We start from the raw sequence: 11546 nt of genomic DNA on the forward strand, positions 1-11546 counted from the left end.
ACCAACGCCGCTGTGCGCATCACGCCGCAGCGCATGGCCGATCTGGTCGGCGCCATATGGGTCGACGTTTGCCAGTAACAATTACCGCCTAGATATCTCCTTGCGGTTTGAGGTCCGTCGAGCGCACTTCGTCGGCATTCGGCCGCAGGCGCACGCTCGCATTCGGTTTGATGGCGGCGCACATGGTCCATGCCTTTCGCGGCCGCGCCTCGACCAATCCGAAAAGCGTCGACTAACGGCCAAAGAGTTGGACATTAGTCTTGACAGAAATACATATGTTCAATACCCGTCAAGCAATCAAATAGCATGCGATATGGGAGGAATAAGCGGCATGGCTTCCAATATTTCGTTGACGGGCCTTGCCCGGGATCTCGAGGAACGCGGCAAGTCCGGCAAGCCCATCCGCATCGGCCTCATCGGCTCAGGCGAAATGGGAACCGACATCGTCACCCGCGTTGCCCACATGTCCGGCATCGAGATCGGCGCCATTTCCGAACTCAACCTGCCGGCGGCCAGCAAGGCCGTCGACATTGCTTTCCAGGAAACCGGACACGCGCGAGAGGTTTCCAACGCCTCGGCCATGACCGCTGCCATGGAGGCGGGCAAGATCGCTGTCACCAACGATTCCAGCCTTGTCATCGGCAATGACCTCATCGACGTCGTGATCGACGCGACCGGCGTTCCGGCCGTCGGCGCCGAGATCGGCCTGCGCGCCATGGAGCACGGCAAGCACCTGGTGATGATGAATGTCGAGGCGGACGTTACCATCGGCGCCTATCTCAAGGCCGAGGCCGACCGGCTTGGCGTCACCTATTCCCTGGGCGCCGGCGACGAGCCGTCTTCCTGCATGGAGCTGATCGAGTTCGTCTCCGCCATGGGCCATCCGATCGTTGCCGCCGGCAAGGGCAAGAACAACCCGCTCAACATCGACGCCACGCCTCCGGACTATGAGGAGGAGGCGAAGCGCCGCCACATGAATGTGCGGATGCTGGTCGAATTCGTCGATGGTTCGAAGACCATGGTCGAGATGGCGGCGATCGCCAACGCGACCGGGCTGGTGCCCGACAAGCCGGGCATGCACGGCCCGGCGGCCACGCTCGGCGAATTGTCGAAGGTGCTGGTGCCTCAGAAGGACGGCGGCGTGCTGTCGAAGGTCGGCGTCGTCGACTATTCGATCGGCAAGGGCGTGGCGCCGGGCGTCTTCGTCGTGGCCGACATGTCGCATCCGCGCATCTCGGAGCGCATGGAAGACCTGAAGATGGGCAAGGGCCCGTACTTCACCTTCCATCGCCCCTATCACCTGACCTCGCTGGAAGTGCCGCTGACCTGCGCCCGCGTCGTGCTCTACGGCAAGGCCGACATGGTGCCGCTGGCAAAGCCGGTCGCCGAGGTCTGCGCCGTCGCCAAGAAGGACCTGAAGCCCGGCGACAAGCTCGATGCCATCGGCGAGTATTGCTACCGCGCCTGGATCATGACGGCGCCGGAAGCCCATGCGGCGCGTGCCATCCCCTGCGGCCTGCTGCAGGGCGGCTCGGTCACCGCACCCATCAAGAAGGGCGAACTCATCACCTACGCCAATGCGGCGCCCGCGCCGGGCTCGAAGATCGCCGAGCTGCGCGCCCGCCAGGACAAGCTCGTCTACGGAACCGTGGAGGCGTGATCATGGCCGGAGCCAGCAAAGCCGTCATGGATAGCCGGGCCAACCTGCCTTTCGTCTATCGCCAGTACAGTCCCGAGCAGCTGAGACAGGTGCTTCACAAGATGTACCTCATCCGCCGCTTCGAAGAGGGCGCGGAAGAGTGCTACATGCGCGGCCTCATCCACGGTACCATGCACCTGTCGATCGGGCAGGAAGCGAGCGCCATGGGCATCTGCATGCCGCTCGCCGAGGATGACCAGATCACCTCGACGCATCGCGGCCATGGCCATTGCATCGCCAAGGGTGCCGAGGTCAGCCGCATGTTCGCCGAGTTCTTCGGCAAGACCACCGGCTACTGCAAGGGCAGGGGCGGCTCCATGCACATCGCCGATGTCGCCAAGGGCAATCTCGGGGCCAACGGCATCGTTGCTGGCGGCATTCCGATCGCCGTGGGCGCAGCACTTTCATCCAAGAGGATGAAGACCGCCAAGGTGGTCGTCTCCTTCTTCGGCGACGGCGCCAACAATGAAGGCGCCTTTCACGAGGCGCTGAACATGGCGGCGATCTGGAAGCTGCCGGTGATCTTCGTGTGCGAGAACAACGGCTACGGCATGTCGACCTCGACGGCGCGCTCGACCGCGGTGAAGAACATCGCCGAACGGGCGGCCGCCTATTCGATGCCGGGCGTCATCGTCAACGGCAACATCTTCTCCGAGGTGGCCGAGGCATCCTTCAAGGCGGTCGAGCGGGCGCGCGCCGGCGAGGGGCCGACGCTGATCGAGTCCAAGACCTACCGTCATCGCGGCCATTCCAAGAGCGACCGCAACCGCTACCGCACCAAGGAAGAGATCGAGGACTGGATGGCGAACCGCGATCCGATCACGCTCTTCGAGACGGAGCTGCGCGATTTCGGATTCATCGACAACCAGGGCATTGAGGCGATCCGCGATGCGGTCGCCAAGGAGATCGCCGACGGCATCGAGTTCGCCAAGGCGAGCCCGGCGCCGGAGATCGCCACCCTCGAGAACTATGTTTACACGGAGCATGCGTGATGGACGCCGCGGTGCGTGAACTGAGTTACGCCCAGGCGATCCAGGAAGCCATGGCCATCGCCATGGACATGGACGAGCGCGTCTTCCTGATGGGCGAGGACATCGGCGTCTATGGCGGCGCCTTCCAGGTGACCGGCGACCTGGTCGAGCGCTACGGCACCGACCGGGTTATCGACACGCCGATTTCCGAACTGGGCGGCGCGGGCGTCGCGGTGGGCGCGGCCGTCACCGGCATGCGGCCGATCTTCGAATTCCAGTTCTCGGATTTCGCCACGCTCGGCATGGAGCAGATCGTCAACCAGGCGGCCAAGATGCGCTTCATGCTCGGCGGCGAGGTCTCAGTGCCGGTGGTGATGCGTTTCCCTGCCGGCTCCGGCACGGGTGCCGCTGCGCAGCACAGCCAGAGCCTGGAGGCTTGGCTCGGCCATGTGCCTGGCCTCAAGGTGATCCAGCCGGCGACACCGCACGATGCCAAGGGCATGCTGCTGGCCGCCGTTGCCGATCCGGATCCGGTCATGATCTTCGAGCACAAGCTGCTCTACAAGATGAAGGGCCATGTGCCGGAAGGCCACTACACGGTGCCGATCGGCAAGGCCGAGATCCGCCGCGAGGGCCGCGACCTCACCATCGTCGCCACATCGATCATGGTGCAGAAGGCGCTCGACGCCGCCGCGGCGCTGGAAGGCGAGGGCATCGACATCGAAGTCGTCGATCTGCGCACCATCCGCCCGATCGACAGGCAGACCATCATCGACAGCGTGAAGAAGACCTCGCGCCTGCTTTGCGTCTACGAGGCGGTGAAGACGCTCGGCATCGGCGCGGAAGTGAGCGCGCTCGTCGCCGAAAGCGAGGCCTTCGATTATCTCGATGCGCCGATCGTGCGCCTGGGCGGCGCCGAGACGCCGATTCCCTACAATCCGGACCTGGAGAAGGCGACCGTGCCGCAGGTTCCCGACATCATCGCGCCGCCCGCGACCTCGTGAAAGGGGTCCGCTGAGCGATGCCGACAGAAGTCATTCTTCCCAAGGTCGACATGGACATGGCGACCGGCCAGATCTCGCGCTGGTTCGCCGAGGAAGGCGCTCGCGTCAAGAAGGGTGACGTGCTCTTCGAGATCGAGACCGACAAGGCGGCGATGGAGATCGACGCGCCGGCCAGCGGAACGCTGCGCAACGTGACAGGCAAGGAGCGCGTCGACATTCCGGTGGGCGAACCCGTTGCCTGGATCTATGCCGACGACGAGGTTTATGAGGCAGAGACGACGCAGAACAAGGCTTCAATCTCCCCCCAAGTTGGGGAGATGTCGACGCAGTCGACAGAGAAGGGCGCTGTCCCGCCAATGTCTCGTTCCTTCGCGCCCCCCTCTGGCCTGCCGGGCATCTCGGCCACGAGGGGGGAGATCGGCCAATCGCAGGGGTCTGCCCGAGCCACGCCTTTGGCTCGACGCTTGGCCCGTGAGGCAAATCTAGACCTCTCGGCCATAGCAGGCAGCGGTCCGCGCGGCCGTGTCGTGCGCGCCGACGTTGAGGCTGCACTTTCCTCCCCCCTTGAGGGGGAGGTGTCCGCGAAGCGGACGGAGGGGGTCGCCTCAGAAGGCTCCGCCCTGAAGTCGAGCCCAGTTGAACCGACCCCACCTGACCGGCCTTCGGCCGGCCACCCTCCCCTCAAGGAGGAGGGGGACGTGTTGCGTCTTTTCGCCGAAGGCTCCTACGAGCTCGTGCCGCATGACAACATGCGCAAGACCATCGCGCGCCGTCTGGTCGAGGCGAAGTCCACCATCCCGCATTTCTATCTGACGCTCGACTGCGAGCTCGACGCGCTCTTGGCGCTGCGCACGCAGCTCAATGCCTCCGCCCCGATGAGGAAGACCGACAAGGGCGAGGTTCCGGCCTACAAGCTCTCGGTCAACGACATGGTGATCAAGGCGATGGCGATGGCGCTGATGGCGGTGCCGGATGCGAACGCCTCCTGGACCGACAACGCCATGATCAAGCACAAGCATGCCGATGTCGGCGTCGCCGTGTCGATCCCCGGCGGCCTGATCACGCCGATCATTCGCCATGCCGATGAAAAGACGCTGTCGGTCATCTCCAACGAGATGAAGGACCTGGCCAGCCGTGCCCGCAGCCGCAAGCTGAAGCCGGAAGAGTATCAGGGCGGCACGACGGCGGTGTCGAACCTCGGCATGTTCGGCATCAAGGATTTTGCCGCCGTCATCAACCCGCCGCATGCGACGATCCTGGCGGTCGGCGCGGGCGAGGAGCGCGCGGTGGTGAAGAAGGGCGAGATCAAGATTGCCACCGTGATGTCGGTGACCTTGTCCACCGACCATCGCGCGGTCGATGGCGCGCTCGGCGCGGAATTGCTCGGCGCCTTCAAGCGCCTGATCGAAAACCCGATGAGCATGCTGGTGTAAGCCAATTCCCGCAGGCCCTTGATCCGGCTTGATCTTACGCCACGGGGCCCTGCGATCACCGACTTGTCAGGCCGGCAGCTCGCGCAAATCCCGGCCCGGTGCTTGAAGCCGCCGCTATTTCGTTCCACATCGGGCGCAATGAACGGCAAGATGCGGGAATGGTTTCGGAATTGGCGATGGGCCTTGGCCGCATCGCTGTTCCTGCATGTCCTGATTGCAGCGTTCCTGTTCTTTGGCCTGCCGAGACCCGAGCAACAGCCGGACCAGCAGGAACAGCCGGTCAATGTCGCGATCGTGCCGCCGCCGGAACAGCCAAAGCCAAAGCCCGCTCCGAAGCCGCCGGAGCCGAAACCTGAACAGAAGGTCGAAAAGCCGCCTGAGCAGCCGGCTCCGCGGCCACCACCTCCGCAGCCGCCGAAGCCGCAGGACATCCCGGTTCTGAAGCGCGTTTTCCAGTACGGCGAGAAGGATACCGGCCCGGAGAAATCTCTGAACGGGGGCAGCGCTCCGGCCAACGCGCCATCGCCGACCCAGGATGAGCCCGCGAAGCCGCCGGTCGCGCCGAAGCCCGCGCCCGGCCAGCCCGCTTCGCCTGCAACGCCCGAGCAGCAGCAGCCGGATTCCAATAAGGCTCAAGAGAAGCCGGCAACCGCAGCGTCGGACGAAAAACCCGCGCAAAGCGAGGAGAAACAAACCACTAAGGATGCCGACAAGCAGCAGACCGACAAACAAGAGACGCCGCCGCAAACCACCGAGCAGCAAGCGGCCGTGCCGTTAAAGCCATTGACGGCCGAGTCAGGCGACAAGCCCGCGCCTCCATCCTCGGCCGAAAAGGCAAAGCCTAAGCCTTCCAAGGCGATGAAGTTCAAATCCGCAAGAGCTTTGAGAGCGCCAAGCTTGAACCCAGGGAGATCAAATCCAGCCGACAGCGCGGCTGCGGGAGCGCCGATCTATTCCGGCCTGCCGGGCGTCAGGAAACTTTACTCGCCGGGTGCGACCGGCAATATGCAGGCTACGAGCTCGATGGAGAACGTGCCGCGCGATCAACGCATCGCCAATCTTTGCGCCAACGTCCTGAACCAGGAACTGCAAAGTGCCGACTACGCGCCGAAATGGCTGCCGACCATCCCCCTGAAGCAGGGCAATGTTCTCAACCCTCCGCAGGCCGCCTTCAGCACGACAACCCAATGGTACGATCTGAGCTTCCGCTGCGAGGTCGACGCCGATGCGACGAGGGTCCTATCCTTCAACTTCCGTGTAGGGGGATTGGTCCCGCCGGGGGACTGGACCCGGCGTCGCTTCCCCAGTCTCCGCTAGCTTAAGCCGGCACGCCGAGCTCCGCCAACTGCCGGGCAACCTCATGCCAGTCGGCGCAGACAAAATCGGCGCCTGCAGCCTTCAGCCGCGCGCTATGCTCGGGATAGGTATGACCGCCGCCGGTATAGCCGATCGCGATCATGCCGGCAGCCACCGCGCCCTGAACGCCGAAAGGCGAATCCTCGACCACGATACAGTCGGGCGGCTTCGCGCCCATCTTCTCGGCGGCGTAGAGGAAGATGTCGGGCGCTGGCTTGCCGTTCTTCACCATCGAGGAGGAAAAGATCGCCTCGCCGAAGAAGCGCGACAATCCCGTCACCGACAGACTGTGGTTGATGCGCTCGACCGAGGACGACGAGGCGACGCAACGGTTTCCGGCAAGCGTGTTGAGGAATGGCGTGATCCCCGGCGTCGGCTTCAACTCCTCGGAGAAGAGCAACTTGGTCTCGGCCCAGATGTCGCCATCGGCCGCCGGGGGGAACTGGTGGCCGGTCAGTTCCTTGATCTTCACGATGATGTCGGCCTGCTTCATGCCGATGCATTGCGCGATGATGCCGCCATGCACGCCCGGCATGCCGTGCTTCTCATAGACGCGCTCGTAAGCCTTGGCGGCCAACGGTTCGCTGTCGACGAGAACGCCGTCGCAATCGAAAATCATCAGTCTGGTTTGCGCCACGCGCTTCTCCCGGCCTCTGTGCCAATGGGCACATCGCTATCGATAAAAAGTCAGATGTTCAATAGCGGGTGATTACGTCTCCAGCGGCTCAAAGCTGGCGCAACGCCTCGCTGACCGGCGAAGAACCGAGCGCGCGCTGCATGGCCTGGCGTGACTGGGCGCGGTCGGGTGTGAGCCAGTTGGGCTCGGCTCCGAGGAAGCGGTCGAGGAAGGCTACGGCATAGGCGGGCATTTCCGTTGCGTTCTCGCGGTACGACCACCAGGTGCGCAGGTCGTCGGCGCATTTGTCGATGCTGGGCGCGGCGCCGAATTCCTGCTCGTGCACGGCTAGGATCGCCGACACGCAGTAGTTGGTATAGAGGAAACCTTCCGGCCAGAAGCGCACGATTTCCGCCGTGCCGGCATTTGCCTCGGTCTCGATCATTTCCTTCAGACCTGAGACCTCCCGCGCCGGCGCCTGCCGGATCAACTCGCGCAGCACGAGTCCGGCGGCGAAGACGATGAAGTCCGCGCGATCCACATCAGCGAATCGCTTCTGCGCTTCCATGACCTCGATCCAGTCGAGGAAGGCGCGCGTCAGCTTGGCCTCGTCGATCTCGAAGCGCACGCCGAAGGTCTCGGACACCACCTTCGCGCTGCTGCGGAAGGTGGCGCGGAACCAGCGCAGCTGCCGCAGCCGGTGGCGAAGGTCCGGCATAAGCGCCAGTTCGTGCCTGAAGGGCAGGTCCATGTCTCACATCCCGTTTGACAACAGGCTAGCACAGCGCCGCCGATGCCGAAATCGGCCGTTCGGCTGTGGAGCGTTATGGTCGCTAATATAATACATGTTGACATTCGAGGAAACAAATGTTCTCACTTTCGGGTCATCTCTCCTCCGTCCAATATGTGCCGGAGGAAGAGAATCGGGAGGAGACCGAAATGGCGATCTGGCAGTGGGCACTGCTTCTGCTGTTTGTTGTATGGGCGCTGCAATCATTGGGCGTCTGGCTGCAGATGCGGCACTATTCGGATGTCTTCAAAGGCGTCACCAGCCAGTACAAGGACGGTTTCGTCGGCGCGGGCAATTTCCGCGGACGCCTGGCCAAGGGCACCATCGCGCTCATCGTCGTGACGCCGGATCTCATCGTGCGCCGCATGATGGTCATGAGCGGCCGTTCGGTGCTGACCAAGTTCAAGCGACATGAAGAATTCGAGGGCATCCCCCTCGATCGACTCCGGTCCAACCCTGCGATCATGGGGGAGGGGGAACCCGGTGTGGCCGAGGCTGTGAAACGGGCGATCGAGCAGATCGACCGCGCACGGTCGGAGCCGGGGAAGAAGCCGGGCCTGGCCGGCTTGAACATAGCAAGGGCTTAAACGACGCCGGCAGCCGGCTGGGAATGACCGGCAGGGGTAATAAGGAGGAGAAATGTCTGTAATTACACTATTAGCGCAGCATGCGGACCTCGCGGTGCACAACCTGCATGTCGCAGGCACCATGGTCTCGGATGCTGCCTGGCACGGCAAGCTCGGCGTCGAGCATGCCACCGATCATCTCGTGGTCCTGGCGCAGGCCACGACCGACAACGCGCCGGTCACCGCCGATCAGCTCAAGGAACAGCTGAAGAATGTGCAGCAGGAAGAGCAGCTCGGCTGGCTGACTGCGATCGGCAAATATTTCATCGGCATCTTCCAGAAGGGCGGCGAAGTGTTCGCCGGCTTCGTCACCGGCATCATCCCGACCCTTGTCGTGCTGATGACGGCCTTCTACGCCGTCACCGAGCTGGTCGGCGAGGAGCGCGTCCACGGTCTGGCGCGTGGCGCCGGCCGCATCGCGCTGACCCGCTACACCGTGCTGCCTGTGCTCTCGGTGTTCTTCCTCACCAACCCGATGGCCTATACCTTCGGCTCCTTTCTGGAAGAAAAGCACAAGCCTGCCTTCTATGACGCGGCAGTGTCCTATGTTCATCCGCCGCTCGGCCTCTTCCCACATATCAACCCGGGCGAATATTTCGTCTGGGGGGGCATGCTGGTGGCGCTGCTCGACCTCGAGAAGCGCGGCGTCATCGCCAATGGCTATCACGTGAAGGTGGCCATTTGGTACGCCATCGTCGGCCTCGTCGTCATCCTGCTGAAAGGCATCCTGACCGAGCGCATCACGGCCATCATGGCACGCCGCCAGGGCGTCGAGCTCTAAGGGCGGGAGGACACCATGGCCAAGACATACAAGGCAGTAAAGATCTCGAGGGGCTCCACCGGTTGGGGCGGCCCCCTGGTCATCGAGCCGACCGAGCAGCGCAACAAGGTCGTGTCGGTAACGGGCGGCGGCATCCATCCAGTGGCGCAGCTCATTGCCGACATGACCGGCGCCCAGGCCGTCGACGGCTTCAAGTCGCCGCCGATCGAAAGCGAGATGGCGGTCGTCGTCGTCGACTGCGGCGGCACCGCGCGCTGCGGCGTCTACCCGCGCAAGCGTATCCCGACCGTCAATCTGACGCCGGTCGGCCAGGCGGGTCCGCTCGCCCAGTTCATCACGGAAGACATCTACGTTTCGGGCGTGAAGCCGGCCAATGTCGCAATGGCGGACGGATCCGAAGCGGTCACCACTGCGGGGGGAGCAGCATCGATGAGTTCAAGCAACAACACCACAGCCAGGGCGGCCGAGCCGCTGCCGAGCGAAGGCGGGCTTATCGGCCTGATCAGCTCGATCGGCCGCGTCATGGGCCGCGTGGTCGGCATCTTCTTCAACTCCGGCCGCCGCACCATCGACCAAGTCGTCCGCAACGTGCTGCCCTTCATGGCTTTCGTGACCATGCTGATCGGCCTCATCCTCTATACCGGCATCGGTGACGTGCTGGCGCAGCCGATGGGTCCGCTGGCCAACAACATTGTCGGCCTGCTGATCATCTCGGCCATCTGCGGCCTGCCGTTCCTGTCGCCCATCCTGGGGCCGGGCGCGGTCATCGCCCAGGTCATCGGCGTCGCCATCATCGGCCCGCAGATCGCCAACGGCACCATCTCGCCCGCAATGGCGCTGCCGGCGTTGTTTGCCTACAACACCCAGGTGGGCTGCGACTTCGTTCCCGTCGGTCTGGCACTCGGTGAGGCCAAGCCGAAGACGATCGAAATCGGCGTGCCGGCGGTGCTCATCAGCCGCCAGATCATGGGCCCGGTCTCCGTGCTGATCGCATGGGTCGTGTCCCTGATCGTGTTCTAAAACATCAGTAAAAAACGAGGTTCGCCATATGTCGGTTCTTCTCAAGACACGGGTCACGGCAATTGGACCCGAAGTGGCGGACCTCGCCGAGGGCGGCGTGCTCATCCTGTTCGCGGATGGCGCGCCTCCCGAACTGGCCGAGGTCTCCGTGCTGCACAAGACGGAGGAAGGCCCGAGCGACGATGCGCCGGCAACAGGCGCCTCCATCACACTTGGGCCGGTCTCGGCGACGATAACGGCGGTCGGTTCCACGGCCTGGAGCAAAGTCCGCGAGATGGGTCATGTCGTGATCTCCTTCAACGGAGCATCCGAGGCCGAAAGGCCGGGCGAGGTTTGCGCATCCGAGGTCGATACCGGAGCGCTCGTGGCGGCGCTCACACCGGGCGCTGTCATCACCATCGCCGCCTGATAATATCCGCGCTGTCTGTCGATAAGCGCCCAAACCTAGAGTATTGCCATGGAACGCTCGACCATCGTCAGAGTGCACGAAGGTTTGCACGCCCGTCCCGCCACGCGGTTCGTAAAACTCGCCAAGGGTTTCGAATCCGATGTCGAGCTGGTCAAGGACGGCAAGGCGGTCAGCGCCAAGAGCTCGGTCAAACTGATGCTGCTGGCGGTCAAGGAAAACCAGGAAGTCACCGTGCGCGCCAACGGCGCCGACGCCATCGAGGCGATCGAGGCGCTGATCGGCTATCTGGAGAATCCGCGCGCCGGTCTCGACGACGAGAGCGAAGCGGGTGAGGGCGGCTCTGAAACCGCAGCCGTCGCACTGGCGTCGGAGCCCGTGGAACCGGCTGCAGCATCGGCGGATGGAACGCCGAAACTCCAGGGCGTAGCCGCCAGTGAGGGCGTGGCGGTCGGGCCGGCCTTCGCCCATTTCCCGCCGGAGATCCAGGGGCCGGGCAGGCACCTGCAGGCCGGTGAGATCGAAGGCGAGCTCGAGCGCTTCCGCAGCGCCGTCGCCAGCGTCCAGGCGCGCATGGACCGCACGCTTGCCGAGAACAATCTCTCCGCCGGCGACCGCGGCATCGTCGCAGCGCTGCGCGACATCGCCGCCGACGACAGCCTAACCGGCGAGGTCGAAAGGCTGATCAAGGGCGGCGACGACGCGGTCTCAGCGGTCATCGCGGCCGCGGCCACCATCGCCGCCGATTTCAGCGCGGTCGACGACCATTATCTCAATGCTCGGGCCGACGATGTCCATGCCGTCGGCCCGAGCATTGAGATAATGGTCGTCGACCGCGCTGAAA

General features: G+C 64.0%; 11 protein-coding genes and 2 pseudogenes. 11 read left to right on the top strand and 2 right to left on the bottom strand.

The features are described 5' to 3' along the window. From EOA23_RS25625 to EOA23_RS25650, 6 genes and pseudogenes are all read left to right on the top strand, one after another. Positions 1 to 78, top strand: a pseudogene (locus EOA23_RS25625) (YbaK/EbsC family protein); the annotation flags it as partial. A gap of 253 nt (positions 79 to 331) precedes the next feature. Further along, positions 332 to 1660 (top strand): NAD(P)H-dependent oxidoreductase, encoded by a 1329-nt coding sequence (locus EOA23_RS25630; protein WP_127306194.1) that lies wholly within the window; start codon positions 332 to 334, stop codon positions 1658 to 1660. A 2-nt stretch (positions 1661 to 1662) separates the two neighbouring features. Then, entirely contained in the window at positions 1663 to 2691 is a 1029-nt protein-coding gene (locus tag EOA23_RS25635; protein WP_127306195.1) for a thiamine pyrophosphate-dependent dehydrogenase E1 component subunit alpha, read from the top strand. After that, positions 2691 to 3688: pseudogene (locus EOA23_RS25640) on the top strand (alpha-ketoacid dehydrogenase subunit beta). Before EOA23_RS25635 ends, EOA23_RS25640 begins: the two are co-directional and overlap by 1 nt. 3 nt (positions 3689 to 3691) lie before the next feature. After that, a complete protein-coding gene (locus tag EOA23_RS25645; RefSeq protein ID WP_127306196.1) occupies positions 3692 to 5107 on the top strand; it encodes a pyruvate dehydrogenase complex dihydrolipoamide acetyltransferase in 1416 nt (471 codons plus the stop codon). Positions 5108 to 5245: 138 nt separating this feature from the next. Next, positions 5246 to 6424 (top strand): DUF930 domain-containing protein, encoded by a 1179-nt coding sequence (locus EOA23_RS25650; RefSeq protein WP_127306203.1) that lies wholly within the window; start codon positions 5246 to 5248, stop codon positions 6422 to 6424. Position 6425: 1 nt separating this feature from the next. On the opposite strand, the gene EOA23_RS25655 is transcribed toward EOA23_RS25650, so the two are convergent. Next, the gene (locus EOA23_RS25655) at positions 6426 to 7100 is read right to left on the bottom strand and encodes an HAD family phosphatase (RefSeq protein WP_127306197.1); all 675 of its coding nucleotides are present in this window, start codon (positions 7098 to 7100) and stop codon (positions 6426 to 6428) included. An 88-nt stretch (positions 7101 to 7188) separates the two neighbouring features. After that, positions 7189 to 7830 carry a hypothetical protein gene (locus EOA23_RS25660; protein WP_127306198.1) on the bottom strand — a complete coding sequence of 214 codons (642 nt, stop codon included), beginning with the start codon at positions 7828 to 7830 and terminating at the stop codon, positions 7189 to 7191. A 188-nt stretch (positions 7831 to 8018) separates the two neighbouring features. On the opposite strand from EOA23_RS25660, the gene EOA23_RS25665 reads away from it, so the two are divergent. From EOA23_RS25665 to EOA23_RS25685, 5 genes are all read left to right on the top strand, one after another. Continuing rightward, positions 8019 to 8456 (top strand): transcriptional regulator GutM, encoded by a 438-nt coding sequence (locus EOA23_RS25665; RefSeq protein WP_042643996.1) that lies wholly within the window; start codon positions 8019 to 8021, stop codon positions 8454 to 8456. A 52-nt stretch (positions 8457 to 8508) separates the two neighbouring features. Next, positions 8509 to 9276 carry a PTS glucitol/sorbitol transporter subunit IIC gene (locus EOA23_RS25670; protein WP_041008501.1) on the top strand — a complete coding sequence of 256 codons (768 nt, stop codon included), beginning with the start codon at positions 8509 to 8511 and terminating at the stop codon, positions 9274 to 9276. A gap of 15 nt (positions 9277 to 9291) precedes the next feature. Next, on the top strand, positions 9292 to 10296 hold the full coding sequence (locus EOA23_RS25675; protein WP_127306199.1) for a PTS glucitol/sorbitol transporter subunit IIB: 1005 nt from the start codon (positions 9292 to 9294) through the stop codon (positions 10294 to 10296). Between the two features lie 28 nt (positions 10297 to 10324). Beyond that, positions 10325 to 10705 (top strand): PTS glucitol/sorbitol transporter subunit IIA, encoded by a 381-nt coding sequence (locus tag EOA23_RS25680; RefSeq protein ID WP_127306200.1) that lies wholly within the window; start codon positions 10325 to 10327, stop codon positions 10703 to 10705. A gap of 48 nt (positions 10706 to 10753) precedes the next feature. Further along, positions 10754 to 11546, top strand: a 793-nt coding sequence (locus EOA23_RS25685; protein WP_127306201.1) for an HPr family phosphocarrier protein, incomplete at its 3' end; no start/stop codon positions are given.

Origin of the sequence: Mesorhizobium sp. M2A.F.Ca.ET.042.01.1.1, from assembly GCF_003997405.1 — a bacterium.
In the GTDB taxonomy this organism is placed as follows: domain Bacteria; phylum Pseudomonadota; class Alphaproteobacteria; order Rhizobiales; family Rhizobiaceae; genus Mesorhizobium.

Bases quoted from the DNA above. Each gene is read 5' to 3' on its own strand.
- EOA23_RS25630 (WP_127306194.1), top strand. From the start codon at position 332: ATGGCTTCCAATATTTCGTTGACGGGCCTTGCCCGGGATCTCGAGGAA.
- EOA23_RS25635 (WP_127306195.1), top strand. From the start codon at position 1,663: ATGGCCGGAGCCAGCAAAGCCGTCATGGATAGCCGGGCCAACCTGCCT.
- EOA23_RS25645 (WP_127306196.1), top strand. From the start codon at position 3,692: ATGCCGACAGAAGTCATTCTTCCCAAGGTCGACATGGACATGGCGACC.
- EOA23_RS25650 (WP_127306203.1), top strand. From the start codon at position 5,246: ATGAACGGCAAGATGCGGGAATGGTTTCGGAATTGGCGATGGGCCTTG.
- EOA23_RS25660 (WP_127306198.1), bottom strand. From the start codon at position 7,830: ATGGACCTGCCCTTCAGGCACGAACTGGCGCTTATGCCGGACCTTCGC.
- EOA23_RS25665 (WP_042643996.1), top strand. From the start codon at position 8,019: ATGGCGATCTGGCAGTGGGCACTGCTTCTGCTGTTTGTTGTATGGGCG.
- EOA23_RS25670 (WP_041008501.1), top strand. From the start codon at position 8,509: ATGTCTGTAATTACACTATTAGCGCAGCATGCGGACCTCGCGGTGCAC.
- EOA23_RS25675 (WP_127306199.1), top strand. From the start codon at position 9,292: ATGGCCAAGACATACAAGGCAGTAAAGATCTCGAGGGGCTCCACCGGT.
- EOA23_RS25680 (WP_127306200.1), top strand. From the start codon at position 10,325: ATGTCGGTTCTTCTCAAGACACGGGTCACGGCAATTGGACCCGAAGTG.